The organism is Pseudomonas sp. ASL9, assembly GCF_056680335.1.
This window is the reverse complement of record NZ_CM155277.1, coordinates 5,560,927-5,575,905: the sequence shown is the minus strand read 5'-3', so window position 1 is coordinate 5,575,905 and position 14,979 is coordinate 5,560,927. Positions and strand designations below refer to the sequence as shown.

Genomic DNA, 14,979 nt, shown 5'->3' with positions numbered 1-14,979 from the left:
CAATATCGCCCATCGCCCAACAGCCATACGGGTCATGATTGCCCTTGTCTGTGTTGACGATAGCGCCGGATGAGCGCATTGGTCGAGCTGTCATGCTTTAGCAAGGGCTCAGCATCGCCGGTCAACTCAGGGAGGGTTTTCTGCGCCATCGACTTGCCGAGCTCGACGCCCCACTGATCGAATGAATCGATGTTCCAGATCGCGCCTTGTGTAAAGACACTGTGCTCGTAAAGTGCTACGAGACTCCCCAACGTTTCTGGCGTCAGCCGTTCGGCAAGTAGGGTGTTGGTGGGGCGGTTGCCTTCAAAGATGCGATGCGGCATTAGCCAGTCAGGTATTCCCGCCGCTTTGACTTCTGCTGCCGTTCTACCGAAAGCAAGCGCCTCAGTCTGGGCGAACAGATTCGCCATCAAGAGATCGTGATGCGGCTGCAAGGCGTTCAATGCCTGGCAAAAACCGATAAAGTCACACGGAATCAATGGCGTACCTTGATGGATAAGCTGATAGAACGAATGCTGGCCATTGGTGCCGGGCTCACCCCAATAGACGGGGCCCGTTGGATAATCGACGCGTGCGCCATCGAGCGTGACCTGTTTGCCATTGCTCTCCATTGTCAACTGCTGCAGATAGGCCGGAAAGCGCTTCAGGTATTGCTCATAGGGCAGCACCGCGACGGTTTGAGCACCGAAGAAATTGTTGTACCACACGGTGAGCAACCCCATCAGGACCGGCAGATTGTGGTCAAACGGTGCGCTGCGAAAGTGCTGGTCCATGGCATGAAAGCCGGACAGCATTGCGCGGAAATTTTCCGGCCCGATGGCCAGTATCGTCGACAAACCAATCGCCGAATCCATCGAGTAGCGACCACCATCCCAATCCCATAAGCGAAACATATGCTGGGTATCGATGCCAAACTCGGTAACCGCCTCGGCATTGGTCGAAACGGCAACAAAATGCTTCATTATTGCCTGCTCATTTCCGAGTTTGCTTAAAACCCAAGCACGCGCGGTGTGGGCATTGGTCAATGTCTCGAGTGTCTTGAAGGTTTTCGAGCAGACAATGAACAGCGTTTCTGCGGGGTCAAGATCGCGTGTAGCCTCGACAAAATCAGTACCGTCGACATTCGAAATGAATCGGAGTGTCAGGTTGCGCTGACTGTAATGGCGCAACGCTTCATAGGCCATCTCCGGCCCGAGATCAGAGCCGCCTATACCTATATTGACCACATTGCAGATCGGCAGGCCTGTAAAACCAAGCCATTCACCACCCCGAATTTTGCGCGCGAAATCGGCCATTTTATCGAGCATCGTGTGTACTTGCGGCACAATGTCGATGCCATCGACCACAATTTGCTCCTCCTTGGGTGCGCGCAGCGCGATGTGAAGTACCGCGCGTTGCTCCGTCACATTAATTTTCTGGCCCGTGAACATCGCTTCGATGCGTTCGCGCAAGCCACGTGTTTCAGCCAGTCGCAGGAGCAAATGAATCGTTTCATCTGTGATGCGGTTCTTTGAGTAATCGAGGTAAAGACCGCACGCTTGCGTGCTGAAGCGCTCGCCACGTTTAGGATCGTCGCCAAACAATTGTCGCAGGTGCAGTTTGTGCACCGCCTGATAATGCACCTGTAGCGCTTTCCAGGCAGGGCACTCTGTCAGAGATGGCAAGCACGCTGCATTTGACGCTTTCATGACTTGCTCACTCAGTCGGGCGCGCCAGCGGTGGCGAGTTTCCGGCAGCTTATCCAAAAACCCTATTAGCCCAAGTTCTTCAAAAGCCCACTTCATCCAAGGAAGCTTGCAACCAAGAGTTTCGGTAGGCTGCGTAACAGTTCCGGTGGCGCTTACGTCCGAGCTAAGCCGTGACGGGCAGGCTTAACTCAGCGGCCGTCTACTGAGTACTTGCCCGGCCCCGTGACAGCCAGCAGCAACAACCCGCCGATGATGCTGATGTTCTTGTAGAAGTTGATCATGTTCCCCGTGCGTTCAGGGTCGACCATCGTCCAGTACTGGTGCCCGAGCAGGGCGGTGCCGAGTACGAACAATGCGAACAGCAAGGCAAGAGGACGGGTGTAAAAGCCAATGATCAACATTATTCCGACAAAGAACTCCATGATCACAGCAACGGCCGCGGCCGCCATGGGTAGAGGTACGCCAAGTGAGGTCATATAGGCGACAGTCCCACCGAAGTGCATCATTTTTGGCCAGCCCGTAATGATGAACAGCACCATCAACAAGATGCGAGCCAGCAGGATGATTGCATCACGTTGATTATCGAGCAGGTTGTATCTCATGGTGGCTACCTGTGGATCCTGAGGGAGATGGATGCACGTTTAACAGTAGCAGTGCCTTGGTAAATAGCACTTGGCTAACTCAACTGCAGAGCCATACCGCACACTTGGCCAAAAGAAGCGTCCTTGATGCAGGCGCCGTGCTGCCAGCCAGATCCCCACACCATCACCATCGCCTTAAGCGTTGGCATCAGGAAGGTGTGTTGCCCGGACGGTTACAAAACGGCGGCCCAGCTTGGCTATCCATCCATGGCATTTGAAGAGCAGGGCCTGACGCTGACCTGGAGCATTTGATGGTGGATGGCAGCATCGTGCGGACTCATCAGCACGGTGCGGCAAAAAAACAGATCAGGACATCGAGGCCATGGGCAAGTCCCGAGGGGGACTGAGTACCAAGATTCATGCGGCGGTCGATGCCTTGGGCAATCCGGTACGCTTGCTGTTAACGCCTGGACAAGCCTCGGAGTATGGTCAGGCTGAAGCGTTGATCGTGGGTTTCGCCTTCGAGGCCGTCTTGGCCGCCCCCTCAAGACATCGAATCACTCGATGATTCTTGTCAGTTTTTAGTGTTTTTTTAAATCTTTCGGGCTGTCTAAGCTATTCGTTTTAGCCATTCTGGCAGAGACTAATGTTAGAAATTCGTAAGAGTGTGGGGAGCGCGGCAGCACGCGGTTATCATGGCTGAAATCCCGCCACAGCTTCTCTTTTGGTGGTTAAGTACCTATACAACATTAATCGCGTACTTATCGCCATAACCTGAAAGCACCTGAAGCACATGGCTGGTAAGTGACTGGAAGCTCTGATAAGCCGTTACAGGCAACCATTCATACTTGATTTTCCGCCAGAGGATTTCGATCAGGTTGAGCTCCGGTGAGTACGTTGGCAGAAAAATCACGTAGAGCCGTTGCGCCCTCCACTCCATCTCCTTGCGTTGAAACAAAGCCGAGCGATGAATGCTGGCGTTGTCGAGTACGACGATCGCAAATGCCTGCGGCGACTTTTGCGCAAGCAGGAGATCGAAGGCCTCGAGGACTACCGCCGTTGTCACGGTGTTAGTGGTTGTGTGGTAAATCAGCTTGCCTTGGCGACTGAGAAACCCCAGCACATTGAGGCGGCGGCTATGCGAGAAGGCAGGCAGCTTCAGCGGCTGACCCACGGGACTCCAGGCGTAAGGTATGGAGGACTTTTGTGAAAAACCGGACTCATCGAAGTAGTACAGCTCGGTCTCTGAGCGCTCCTCCCATTGCTGAAGCCTCGTCAACAGGCTTTGAGTGTTGCGAAAATCGGTTTCGTCGCTCCGTTCTTTCAGTAATAGGCGAGCACGCTTGAAGCTATATCCCAGTTTTTTTTAAAGCTCGCTTGATCGTCGTTGTGCAGGAGGATTTACCGGTTTCCTGTTGCAAGCGTGCCTGAACAGCTTTGATCTGATGGGGAGCCTCTAGCACCAGAGTTTTCAGCCGCTCCCGGTCTTGCTCGTCGTAGATGGTAGGCCGACCCGCCCGGTCCTTGTCAGTGAGGCCCTCCAGCCCATCAGTCTCCCAAGCATCGATCCAGCGTGAGACCGTGTCACGCCTGACAGCGAGAATCTCGCTGATCTGATTGATGGTGTGGTCATTGTGGCTGAGCAAAATGGCATGAGCACGACGGCGCAAAGCAGACTTTTCACCGTGCCTATAGGCATCGCTCAAGGCGTGGCAATCTGGATCGGAGAGAGGCGACACGAATTTCATGGAATCTTAGGGGCCGGGAAATAGACGACGCCAAGTATGCTCGAAAATTTATGTAATGGCACTTATTGGCCCTCTCCGAGAAGACCAAGCCGATAAGCCCACTGCGTCATATCAGCAGCGTTGTGTGCGTCCAGCTTCTTCATGACATTGAGTCGATGGGTCTCCACGGTCTTGAGGCTGATACACAAGATTTCGGCAACATCTCGATTACGGGACCCTTCGGCGACCAATTTGAGCACCTGCCGCTCGCGCTCGGTCAGTGTAATGCCGCTGGCGGTTTCACCGCTGTTGCGCAGAGCAATGACCTGGGAGACGTCGAGGCCAGCATCAATAAAGATCTTCCCTCCACGAACCTCAGCGATCGCTTGCAGCAGGTCATCTCTGCGACTGCGCTTGAGTACATAACCGACCGCGCCAGCTTCCAGCGCCAGAGCAGCATTGTGCTCGGAGACGTCGGATGTCAGGGCTATGATCAATATTTTCGGCCAGCGTCTGCCAATCAGGGTCAGTGCCGAAACCCCGTCGAGCAGTGGCATTTTCAGGTCCATCAGGACCACATCGGGCTGTAAGCTGCGACACTGGGTAATAGCCTCATGACCATCTTGCGCCTCACCCACCACAACTATTCCAGGGGCATCGGCAAGTAAGGCACGCAAGCCTTCGCGGATCATCCCGTGATCGTCGACGATCAATAAACGGCAGTCAGGCATTGTTTGGATATCCAGTCTCGGAAGGAACAACAGGCTGGCGGGCAGCAAGGATCGAACGGTGCCTGTTCAGTTGCAGCATTGCGGCGGTCATCAGCGGAACGTTTGATTGCGAAGCGGCACGTTCCATAAGAGCAGCACTTGTTTCAAGACCCTGCTCTGCGAATTGTCCGGCGCTACCCTTGAGGCTGTGAGCGATACGCGCGACTTCACCATGATCGGACCGTACAACGGCGTCGTTGAGCTGAGCCAGCAACGCCAGGCAATCTTCGATGAACAGGCGCTGCAAGCGTGGCGTGCGCAACGGATCCTGTTCATCGACCATCGATAAACTAGGCGCAATGGACGCCGTCACTATCGGGGGCAGCGAGGGTGCGACAGTGCGCAACTCCATCCCGCGCTCCAGCTGTCGCACAATCACGCGCGTGATCGCATCGAACAACTGCATTGGCAGCACCGGCTTGGCGAGGTAGTCATTGGCACCGACTTCAATAAATCGTTCACGATCACCGCTCATGGCGTTGGCTGTCAGGGCGATGACGTAAACCTCCTCATCCAGCGCACCCGACTGCCCAGAGCGCAACTGACGGACCGCTTCCATACCGTCCATTCGTGGCATTTGTCCGTCCATCAACACTGCATCAAAAACCTTGCGGTTGAGTATCTCCAGCGCCTCGATCCCGTCACGGGCCAGGCTGACTCGATGGCCGAAACGCTCCAGGAACAGCTGCGTGATTTCCCGATTGGTGGCGATGTCATCGACGACCAACACATCAAGAGCGTATTCATGACGCTCAAGGGTCCGTAAAGGCGAGAGCGCCTCGTTGAGCGTTGGAGTGGCACCGCTCTGGACCTCGCACAAGCTCCGATAGAAATGCTGACGACGCAGTGGTCTGACGACACACGCTGCCAGACCATGGGCGCGCAGCTCATCGGCAGACATCAGCGACTCGACATGCGAAGCCATCAACACAATGCGCGCGGATGCCAGCTGCGGGTCCGCTCGGCACAGGCTGGCGAATTCCACACCATCAACGAAAGGCAGACGCCAGTTAACCAATACCAGATCGAACATGACGCCCAGCTGCGCTTGCTCACGCATCATTCTCAATGCATCTTCTGCAGACGCGGCCCCTTGGCACAGCATCTGCCACTGGCCCAGGATGCCCATCAACGCTTCACGCTCGTCAGCGTGCTCATCGACTACCAAGGTCCGCAAACCCCACAACCTCGGGGCGTCTGCCGCGCGGGCCGGGCAGTTCGGCAATGGCAACATCAGGCTGAATGTGGAACCTGTACCCGGCTGACTCTGCAACTCGATAACGCCGCCCATGAGCCCCGCCAGACGCTGGCTAATCGACAAACCAAGGCCGGTGCCGCCGTACTTCCGAGTGGTGGATGCATCCGCCTGCAAAAAAGCGTCGAACACGGCAGCCTGTGCGTCCGGTGCAATTCCGATACCGGTGTCGACTACCCGAAACCCAAGCATCTCATCGTCGCCACGCCAAACCGCCAGTTGGATCGAACCGCACGCGGTGAATTTAACGGCATTACTCAAGAGGTTAAGCAAAATCTGCCGCAGTCGCCATGGATCCCCCATCACTTGACCAGGCACATTGGTGGCGATCTGGCAGATCATCCGCACGCCCTTTTCAGCGGCGCGCGGTGCCAATAGCTCCGTGACCTCTTCCACCACCTCAGTCAGATCGAACTCGATCCGCTCGATATTCAGATTACCTGACTCGATTTTGGAGAAGTCCAGAATGTCGCTGATCAACGCCAGCAAGGCCTCGGAGTTCTCGCGTATGGCCTTGACGAAATGCCGCTGCTGAGGCGCCAGTGGCGTATCCGCCAACAGATGGTTCATGCCAATGACCGCATTCATCGGCGTACGGATTTCGTGACTCATGTTGGCCAGGAATTGCCCCTTGAGCAGATTCGCCTGGTCTGCCGTTCTACGTGCGGTTTGCAACTCGTGAGTGCGGACTTCCACCAGATTTTCCAGACCGGCTTGCTGAGCCTGCAACGCGTCGAGCAACCTGTTATAGGCCTTGGCGAAGCGCCCGAGTTCGTCTTCGCGAACCACTGGCAAACGGCGCGAGAGGTCGTCACCACGAACCGTGAGTTCAATTTCCCGGGCGAACAGGGCCAATGGCCCTGCCAACTCCCGACGCAATACCAGCAGCAAACCGAGGCTCAGCAAGATGAAGCCGATCAACGCGAAAGGTACTTCTCTGAGAATCAGCCCCAGCGCTCCAGCGCGCAATTGCGCTTGAGGATAGAGCGTCAACAGATACCAGTTCGGTTGATTCAGTCGAGCGATGACCATCGGTGTATCGTCATCGAAACGACCGATCTGCGGGAAATCGGTCTTGGCAGAAAAGCCTGCGACCAAGTGCTTCAGCGCATCCGGAGATACCGCGTCCATTGACTTGTCAGAAAGGTCGGCAACCCGTTGACCGTGTGCATCCAGAAGCAGGCTTGGGTAGCCCTTGAGCAACTGTTCGATACGCGCCAGACGCTCATCAAGCTTCAACTCATAACCCGTCATGAACAAAGGCTTGCCCGATGAATCCCTCGATACCACAGCAACGCTGATTAACCGCCGATTCAGCAGTGGGTCGTAATTCGGCCCATCCCAGACGACCTCTGGGCCGCCGGGTGCCAGGCGTTCAAACAGTTCCCGCACATGAGCGGCGCGGGCCTGCACAAAGCCTGAAGGGATGTCGACCTCAGTGGAGAAAGCCGAGCCCACCTCTGGAAAATAGAAAAACGTATCCACGGTCATCGACTGACCGGCAGTACCAAACGCTTCAGCCGCAGAGGCTGCGCGAGCCAACACGTCGATGCTGGCAGCGCTGTCCGCATCGCTTTGCTGCGCCTGATTGAGTACCCAGTGCATGGTGCTGCGCTGGAAAATGTTGCTGCCAAACTCTTTGGCCGCGCCATTGTTCCAACGCGTCATGAGCCGCTTGGCACCCTCCTCTGCGTCTCGAAAGTCATCGTTATCCACACTGGAGAGCAGGCGCAGGCGCTGACTGAGATCATCCAGCGCCTCGCTTTGCAACTGCTGATAAGTCCGCCAGGCGCTGAGCCCGGCGGCCACGCACCAGCTCAAGGCCAGAACAAGCGCCAGTACGCAGGTAATGCGCAACGCCAGAGAATTTCGCCAACCCTTCATCGCGTGCTGGCTGTGCTAGAGGCCGTACTGTCGAGCTTTGCAGTAACCCCCATCTTGTTAGCAATGTCACGAATAGCCCGTTGTGCGGCGTCATCGTCGCGCAGCGACACCACCAGCAACCTCTGCCCGGCCCCACCAGTCCCCGTTTGCAGCGGCTGGCGTTGGGTGGCGAGCCCTAGCGTGCGCAATTGCGCTTCAAGGTTTCTCAAGCGCTTTTCGTTGTCATAGATGCCAAGATCCAGACGCAGCCCTTCACCTGCCGCAAAACCTGTATCAACCGGCCTTGGCGTCCAGCACCAGGCAATTTGCGTTGGCGGTTGAATGCTCGCAACGCCTTGTTGAGCCGGCGACCCGAGGGCCGCCAGGCTGACATTCATGGCAGCGGCCTGGGTGTCCATCGCAGTCAGCTGCTCAGTAATGCTTTTCAAGCGTTCATCGATGACGTTGACCTGAAGCTGCAACTGGTCGGCCTGGCCATACTTCTCCAGCAAGGTCTGTTCGCCCTCCTGACGGTAAGTCAGCTGAATGCCTATCAGGTTCTCGCTGCCCATTACATTGCGCTGGCTCGGGAAGTCATTGGCGGTAAAGGTGTGTTGCCCCCCGTTGAACAGCCGCAAGAAATCCACGAACGCGCGGTCCCCAGTCCAGTGTTTGGTCAGCTTGAAGTTGGCGAAGCTGATTTCCAGAGCGACGTCCGCACAAGCGCCTGGCGCCCAAACAAAACTGGCGCTAGTCGGGAAGTTGAAGTTATCCAGTACCGTTGAACGACCGCTGCACTGCAGCGTCAGACGCGTTTGCTGTGGCAGCGAACGGGCGCTGATATTGACCTGCGACGGCGTGGCGGACAGCTCTACCACCGCAGCGGTGGCCTGCAGCGTCGCGATACTCTGCTTGAGTTCCGCCCGTTGTGCTGCCAAGGTTTTCTGCTCGGCATCCAGTACCTGTTTGCTTTGCTGCTCAGTGGCTTGTTGAGTCAGGCTTTGCCGCTGGGCGCTGACCAGATCGTTTTGTGCGTGCTGCATGCGGCTGACATAGGCGTAGAACGCACCGGTCAACGGGATCTGCACGCCCAGCGCGTCACGTCCGCTGTAGCGCTGTACATCGCGCTGCACGAAGCTTTTCACCGAACCATTCATGAATGCCGGCAACTGACCACGATCACCGTAAAGCAGCTCGTTAAGCATAACCGGGTCGCGCACGCCCTGAATCGAACTGAGCAACTGCCCACTCCAATCACTTTGCAAGCGACAGGCCGCCACTTCTGAAACGTAGTGCGAGGCAAAATCCAGCTGGCCGGTCACCAGAGACCAGACCACATCTTCACGCGGGTCTGGCCCCTTGAGCGCCTGGACCAAGGCAGTACGGATACCGCCTGCTTCCCAAAGCGGAGCGGATTTGACCGCAGGATCGGCCCCAAAACCCCAGGTATCGAGGGCAACCTGGAACGCTTGCGCATCGCTTTTCTGCAAATCAGCGATGACACCTTTCATCAATTGCTGGAACTTGGCCAAGGCCTGAGTCTGGGTCAATTCATCGCGCAGGCCATTAACACCGCCCTCGATCGAATTGCCATTGATCATGCCTTTGAGCACATCACCACCCAGCGCGTTGGTGACTTTTAAACTGCCCAGAGCGCTTGCTTCAGCATGCAAATCGTTGTTATTCGCCAGCTTAAGCAAGCGGTCCATCGCCACTGCACGGCTCGCCCAAGGTGCCCTATACTCGACCGGAATCAATGTAAAACGCTCGGCACTGCGGTGCAGGAGCTTGAGGAATGGATCATTGGGCGTGCCGACCACACTGAGGGCTTGCTGCCAGTCACCACGGGTTTTCAATCGCGTCTGTGCACTGAGCAAACTGCCCTGGATGAACCGATACCAGGCGTCCTGGGTATCGCTCCGGTACTGCTCCAGAAACTTCACCCGCTGCGCCTTCCACAAGGTCTGGTCACGGCTGGCACGACCCAGCTCATCCATGAAACCAAGAATCGCGCTGTGCCCTTGATCGGTATAGGCGCCGGAAAGTCTCAAACCTGGGTTGTCGGTGTCGGTCCAGTATTCGCTAAGCAGGATCGGCTGTAGATCGCCCTGAAAGTCCGCCCACGCCGTCAGCCACGCCAAGGGACGACCCTCAAGCCCCATGTATTCAAGCTGGCCGAGCAAGCCAGCCCGCAGGGCCTGCATCTGCGACATATCAGTTTGCCATGCCAGGTAAGAGCGATAGCTGGTGCCCAGGGTCGCCAGTTGCCCGGCGCTGATCGGGGCCTTAGAGCCGTAGATCAGATTCAAAAAACCTACCTCTGGTCCTGGCAGCGGCAGTTCGTCCATAGACTGATTATTCAAGCGTGCATCGAGCAGATTGATCCGACGCACGAGAAACTCTGCATAAGCGGCAATCAATCGAGGGTCACCGCTGTTCAATGCGTTGCTCAGGTTTTGCGAAATGAAACCATCGAATACCGGGGTGCGTATTTCTCTGTCGAAGAGCGCTACGTAATCAGAACGATAGTGTTCCTGAACTTCGTCGATGTGGCGTGAGAACGGCAGCAAACCATGCCATCCACCCTGCTGCGCGTTAGACAGGTCGATCAGCGCTTGCCGGAAACGGCGCAGCGCATCCAGATCGGTTTCCAGCCCTTTTGCGAAGTCTTCAGGAGCGGGAGGCTCGTCGAGCGCTTCGGTGAGCACTGCCTCGGTGTGATGGTCGGCATAAACCATCAATGCGCCGAACCCGAAGCAAAGCCCCAGCCAGCCGATAACTGCGGCATGAGCAAGCAGACGCCGCCAACGATGCCAGCTATCGATGGACTGATAAGCATAACGTTGCCCTGGCAACAGCTGCCCCAGCAGGTCATAGCTGAACCAGCCTTCATCCTGCGCGTCGGCATCCTGCCCTTGAGCGGTAAGAAATAGCCCGCACAGCAGAGGCGGCTCGCTGTAGGGATTAGCGTCAAAGGCCGGCAATAAAAGCTTTTCAAGACGCGGCCGCAAATCGCCGATGCGTTCCGGCAGGCTAAAGGCATCTTCGTCAGGCCGACCGCGCACACCCAACTCTATGCGCAGGTCAAACAACCGCTGGCCAAGCTTTCCAAATATTTCATCGAGAAACGCGGCCGCCCCGCCAGTGCGCTGCTGGCTGAGCAAGCCAAAAGGTTGCTCACGCTGTGGCGGTGTCAATGCGGCACCCCACTGCGCGAAACCAGGCACAGCTTCGGCACCGGAGATGATGAAATACACCGGCAGCCGGGCACCAAAAACCTTCACCAAGTCATCCAGACGGCGACGCAGATTGTGCCCCTGCTCGGCCAAACGCTCATCAGAATCGGTCAACAGGCGCTTGCTGTCGATCACCAGCAACACACCGTTGAGCGGTTCGCGGCGTCGCGAACGCAACAGCCAGTAAAGCAAGCGCCGCCATTCCGGGCCAGCGTCGCTGCTCCCTTCAGCCATGCGGCCTGCAGGATCGATGATCACACCCCGTTCAAGGAACCACCAATCGAGGGTTCCAGTAGGTATTGTCTGCTTACCACGACTAGTCGAGCGCAATGCCGACGTCAATCCACTGGTACCCAGCAGACTGCTTTTGCCACTGCCACTCTCACCCAGCATCAGGAACCAGGGCAGCACATACAGCGGTGAACCCAATCGACTCAGACGTGACTCGCGCAGCATGCGCACACCGAGGTTCCAGTCCTGATCCAGGTTGGGAGCCTCATCGCGACGACTCTGTGGCAACTCGCTTTTCATTCGCGCACGCAAGCGCCAAGCGTGCCAACGCCGCCCGATCCAGCGGGCGACCAGAACCAACAGAATGGTCCCGAAAAAAATGACCGGCACGTACCACAACGGCCAATCCTCATAGAGCGCCAGCCCCCAAAGCACCAGCGCAAAACTTGCCAACAGCAACACCCAGAGCAAGAAGACCCCCGCTTTCTTGAGCATCAGCGGATCTCCAGCAATTGGCTGACTTGTCGACCCAGCGAGAGATCGAAACTGATGTAGAGCACGGTCAACACAATCAAGGGGATCCCAATTAGCAGAAGCAGCGAAATACCGGGCAAGCCACGGCGTACCACACGAGCCCGTTTCGGCAGTTGGTCTTCGGGTTGATCAAAGAGGTAGCTGGTGGCATCCAGCGGCACCATGTTGTTATCGAGGATGATCCGTTCCAAGCACAACCGGCGGTACTGAGCCAGTTCGCCACCCGGACGTGTCGCGTAACGGCCCTGAAAGCCGCTCAACAACGCCAAGCCAAAAACCTCACGGGCACCCACCGCTGCTTCGGGCAAAGCCTCCAGGCGCTGAAAGAACTCAACGCCGGCACGACTGGTTGAAAAGTAATGACGTTGCAACGGCGCACGACGCCATTGTGCAGCGCCTGGCCAATCACGAGACATGGCTGTTTCGTCGATCCAGGACACCACCGCAAACAGCGCCTCGCGCACTTCAGCCTCGGCAAAATGCAGCTCGCGGGCGCGATTGGCTGCCGCGTCGAGCAGCACTATCAGCGCTGGTGAGAGGGTTTCGTAAGACTGCGCAGGATCAATGACGCCGCTCGTTGCAGCGTCGAATATTGGCATCCAACAGTCGGCGAGGCGGGGATTAATCATGTGCGCACCACCACCAGATCGATGATCAAGTCCGCCGGCGGCTGGGGCAGGAAAAACCCAGCCTGACGCTCGTGCTGCAGCGTTTCCCAGCCATCACTGAGTGTCTCCAGGCGGAAGTACAACGCCCCCGCTACCCTTGGCAGGCCTTGTGGGGGCACCTGCAGGTAGATCAGTTCAATTCCGGGCAACGCGCGATTGACCAACCCTTCCATGACGCTGAGCGCACCCAGTTTGCCATCCAGCGGTAAGCCCTCGGCCAGCCACACAGGGTCGACCGCGCTACGAGCCACCAGAAAATAACGATGACGCGGGCCGAAAAAGGCGTCCGGCAACTCGGCTTGATAAAAACCTTCCTGCAATTGCAGGCGCACAAGCAACTCGGAGCCGATACTGATTTCATTGAGTTGCTGGCCGATCAGGGCCACCAGGGCAATGGTCGCGACCCCGGCCTCTTCATGTTTGTAAGGCGGCACCAGCAAGCGGCCATCAGGGGTTTCACCGAGCATGTCGCAGACGTCTGAAAACAGACTCAACTCACCGACCAACTGGCGCAGGGTGCCGTAAAGCTGCCACGGCGAAACCTGCGGCGTTTCCAGTAAGTGGGTCAACAGCGGACCGTAGCGATTCAGTACCGCCAGGGCCATCAGGTGGTTGACCTGGGCACCGTCGAAATCTCCCCGACGCGATTCACCCGGCTGCTTGTACACCGACAGCTGTCGCGCCCGGCCGACTAATTCGTCGCGGACTTCGCGCAGGGTTTGCAGCAACATCGGTGACGCTGCCAGGTTGATCGACGGCGGTACGTAGCGCTGCGCAGGTCGCACGCGGTCGCCGTCAAGGTCAAGACGGGCAATCGGCAACAATTCATAGGCGCTCAAATGCTCCAGCTCATCTTCCCAGAACAGCCGCAACACGTAAGACATTGGGCGCACCCGCGCTTCCGGGGAATTGCCGAGACGGTCACCGATCACTTCCGGGTCAGCAGCCACAACAAAGCGCGCTTCCGCCCGAGAACCGTCGGACAGCGTCTCGAACACTTGCGCATTGACATCGCCTGGCAGCAAGCGGCGCAGCCCCACAAACAGCGTGCGTCCGCCGCTGAATTCGCCCAGGTCCAGGGTGCGCGACTCCAGCACCGCATTACCCGGATATTCGGCCAACGTGCCTTCGGCGAAGCGCACCGACAATTGATCCAGTAGGCATTGTTTGGCAATCAGCGCGGGTTCGTTGATCTTCAGCGAGATCAGGCCCCACGGGTAAGGATGGTTCAACCCCGTGGTACGGGCAAGACGATGCTCGATACGGGCATCGTTCTGTTGGAAATGCTGAGGCTGGAGAAACAAGCCCTGGTGCCAATACAACAACTGATCAATATTCATAGGGCTCGCGTTCGGGCAAAAAATTGAAAAAAGTGGCGGCTGCAAAGTTCACGATAAAAAAGTCAGTCCTGTGCGCCCGGTAAGCTCACCTCGCCCTCTTGGGGCTTTACCGGCTTGGGCAGCGCAAGGCGACTTTCCTTGCCGCGCAGCAGCGCATCGGGACCGACGAGCAGGTCGATGGCGATGGGCCGCGGTGTGGCGGTCCAGGTCTTGCTAAACCAACCGGTGGAGGTGACGTCGACGCCGATCTGATACAGCTTGGCGCTACGCGTCGGGTCCAGGTGGGCGTAGCCCACAGCGATCCCGACCATCTTCGCGCCCTCGAGTCGCGGCAGGCTTAACTGCCGGGTCTGACCCGGCTCGATGAACAGCCGCGTAAGACCGATCATCCCGGTGGGTGCGCTGTTCATCAGCAACAGGCTGCTCAGTTGCTGGGAGCTGCCGGTGTAGGCCGAGAACGCACTGATCTGATCGAACTGCGTGACCACCACCAACAGGTTATGCGCTTGGCCGTCGTATTGATTGAGGTCGTTATCGGCGGTAAAGCTCAGCTCGATGGCGTTCTCGGTGTAGTCCCATTTGAGCTCGGTGAGGGCCTTTTGCTCGGGGGTGAGTTCCTGGCTGCTACAGCCAACGAGTAATGTGCAAAGGATGAGCAGATGCGCGCAAACCTGTCTCATGACATCACCGTGACAAGCGTCTGACTGCCAGCCGATACCACGCCGATCGTATTGCCGGGCGTACCGTTCTGCATGGTTTGCGTGGTGACCCGAACGGCGGGTTTACCACCGACCATGACCTTGGTGCTGCCATCGGTAAAGGTCATTTCGCCCATGATCTTGCCGCTGACTACACCGCCTTGAGCACCCGCTTCATCACCACTGCTGGAGGTCACCTTGCTCATCTGATTCATCGCCGGCATACCCGCCACCAACACATCGTTCACCAGGCCGCCGGGATCGGCCATGCTGGTATCGGCAATGTTCGGATAAGGCATAGGAACAGGCCCGGCTGGAGTAGCCGTTTTGCAAACATCGGGCTGCGAGGCCGTAGCAATCGCGCCGCCATTGTTGAGCATGTACATAG

Annotated in this window: 12 protein-coding genes; 2 read left to right on the top strand and 10 right to left on the bottom strand. The window is 57.2% G+C overall.

Features of this window, described 5'->3' with window-relative positions:
- Window positions 1-32: 32 nt before the first annotated feature.
- Window positions 33-1,688, bottom strand: coding sequence for a glucose-6-phosphate isomerase (gene pgi, locus AC1ME2_RS25600; RefSeq protein WP_480437928.1), 1,656 nt, complete (start codon window positions 1,686-1,688; stop codon window positions 33-35).
- A 188-nt stretch (window positions 1,689-1,876) separates the two neighbouring features.
- On the bottom strand, window positions 1,877-2,290 hold the full coding sequence (locus AC1ME2_RS25595; protein ID WP_480437926.1) for a DoxX family protein: 414 nt from the start codon (window positions 2,288-2,290) through the stop codon (window positions 1,877-1,879).
- Window positions 2,291-2,416: 126 nt separating this feature from the next.
- On the opposite strand from AC1ME2_RS25595, the gene AC1ME2_RS25590 reads away from it, so the two are divergent.
- Together AC1ME2_RS25590 and AC1ME2_RS25585 are read left to right on the top strand one after the other, a co-directional pair.
- Window positions 2,417-2,581: a hypothetical protein gene (locus AC1ME2_RS25590; RefSeq protein WP_480437923.1), complete on the top strand. Its 165-nt coding sequence runs from the start codon at window positions 2,417-2,419 to the stop codon at window positions 2,579-2,581.
- Window positions 2,582-2,651: 70 nt separating this feature from the next.
- Entirely contained in the window at window positions 2,652-2,837 is a 186-nt protein-coding gene (locus tag AC1ME2_RS25585) for a hypothetical protein (RefSeq protein ID WP_480437920.1), read from the top strand.
- Between the two features lie 171 nt (window positions 2,838-3,008).
- On the opposite strand, the gene AC1ME2_RS25580 is transcribed toward AC1ME2_RS25585, so the two are convergent.
- The 8 genes from AC1ME2_RS25580 to AC1ME2_RS25545 all read right to left on the bottom strand — a co-directional run bounded on the left by AC1ME2_RS25580 (window position 3,009) and on the right by AC1ME2_RS25545 (window position 14,977).
- Window positions 3,009-4,017 (bottom strand): IS630 family transposase gene (locus AC1ME2_RS25580; protein WP_480437917.1). Its coding sequence is split into 2 segments (ribosomal slippage): window positions 3,009-3,626 and window positions 3,628-4,017, totalling 1,008 coding nucleotides; the frame shifts between segments, so codons are not numbered across the junction.
- 62 nt (window positions 4,018-4,079) lie between these two features.
- Window positions 4,080-4,727, bottom strand: a complete 648-nt coding sequence (locus tag AC1ME2_RS25575) for a response regulator (protein ID WP_480437914.1) — start codon at window positions 4,725-4,727, stop codon at window positions 4,080-4,082.
- Window positions 4,720-7,905: a response regulator gene (locus AC1ME2_RS25570; RefSeq protein ID WP_480437911.1), complete on the bottom strand. Its 3,186-nt coding sequence runs from the start codon at window positions 7,903-7,905 to the stop codon at window positions 4,720-4,722. Before AC1ME2_RS25570 ends, AC1ME2_RS25575 begins: the two co-directional genes overlap by 8 nt.
- Window positions 7,902-11,846, bottom strand: coding sequence for a type VI secretion protein IcmF/TssM N-terminal domain-containing protein (locus AC1ME2_RS25565; protein ID WP_480437908.1), 3,945 nt, complete (start codon window positions 11,844-11,846; stop codon window positions 7,902-7,904). Before AC1ME2_RS25565 ends, AC1ME2_RS25570 begins: the two co-directional genes overlap by 4 nt.
- On the bottom strand, window positions 11,846-12,514 hold the full coding sequence (locus AC1ME2_RS25560) for a DotU family type IV/VI secretion system protein (RefSeq protein WP_480437905.1): 669 nt from the start codon (window positions 12,512-12,514) through the stop codon (window positions 11,846-11,848). Before AC1ME2_RS25560 ends, AC1ME2_RS25565 begins: the two co-directional genes overlap by 1 nt.
- On the bottom strand, window positions 12,511-13,893 hold the full coding sequence (tssK, locus tag AC1ME2_RS25555) for a type VI secretion system baseplate subunit TssK (protein WP_480437903.1): 1,383 nt from the start codon (window positions 13,891-13,893) through the stop codon (window positions 12,511-12,513). Before tssK ends, AC1ME2_RS25560 begins: the two co-directional genes overlap by 4 nt.
- Before the next feature lie 62 nt (window positions 13,894-13,955).
- The gene (tssJ, locus tag AC1ME2_RS25550; protein ID WP_480437901.1) at window positions 13,956-14,573 is read right to left on the bottom strand and encodes a type VI secretion system lipoprotein TssJ; all 618 of its coding nucleotides are present in this window, start codon (window positions 14,571-14,573) and stop codon (window positions 13,956-13,958) included.
- The gene (locus AC1ME2_RS25545) at window positions 14,570-14,977 is read right to left on the bottom strand and encodes a DUF4150 domain-containing protein (RefSeq protein WP_480437898.1); all 408 of its coding nucleotides are present in this window, start codon (window positions 14,975-14,977) and stop codon (window positions 14,570-14,572) included. Before AC1ME2_RS25545 ends, tssJ begins: the two co-directional genes overlap by 4 nt.
- Between the last annotated feature and the right edge of the window lie 2 nt (window positions 14,978-14,979).

Coding starts and splice junctions, on each gene's coding strand:
- pgi (WP_480437928.1), bottom strand. CDS start 1,688: ATGAAAGCGTCAAATGCAGCGTGCTTGCCATCTCTGACAGAGTGCCCT.
- AC1ME2_RS25595 (WP_480437926.1), bottom strand. CDS start 2,290: ATGAGATACAACCTGCTCGATAATCAACGTGATGCAATCATCCTGCTG.
- AC1ME2_RS25590 (WP_480437923.1), top strand. CDS start 2,417: ATGCAGGCGCCGTGCTGCCAGCCAGATCCCCACACCATCACCATCGCC.
- AC1ME2_RS25585 (WP_480437920.1), top strand. CDS start 2,652: ATGGGCAAGTCCCGAGGGGGACTGAGTACCAAGATTCATGCGGCGGTC.
- AC1ME2_RS25575 (WP_480437914.1), bottom strand. CDS start 4,727: ATGCCTGACTGCCGTTTATTGATCGTCGACGATCACGGGATGATCCGC.
- AC1ME2_RS25570 (WP_480437911.1), bottom strand. CDS start 7,905: ATGAAGGGTTGGCGAAATTCTCTGGCGTTGCGCATTACCTGCGTACTG.
- AC1ME2_RS25565 (WP_480437908.1), bottom strand. CDS start 11,846: ATGCTCAAGAAAGCGGGGGTCTTCTTGCTCTGGGTGTTGCTGTTGGCA.
- AC1ME2_RS25560 (WP_480437905.1), bottom strand. CDS start 12,514: ATGATTAATCCCCGCCTCGCCGACTGTTGGATGCCAATATTCGACGCT.
- tssK (WP_480437903.1), bottom strand. CDS start 13,893: ATGAATATTGATCAGTTGTTGTATTGGCACCAGGGCTTGTTTCTCCAG.
- tssJ (WP_480437901.1), bottom strand. CDS start 14,573: ATGAGACAGGTTTGCGCGCATCTGCTCATCCTTTGCACATTACTCGTT.
- AC1ME2_RS25545 (WP_480437898.1), bottom strand. CDS start 14,977: ATGTACATGCTCAACAATGGCGGCGCGATTGCTACGGCCTCGCAGCCC.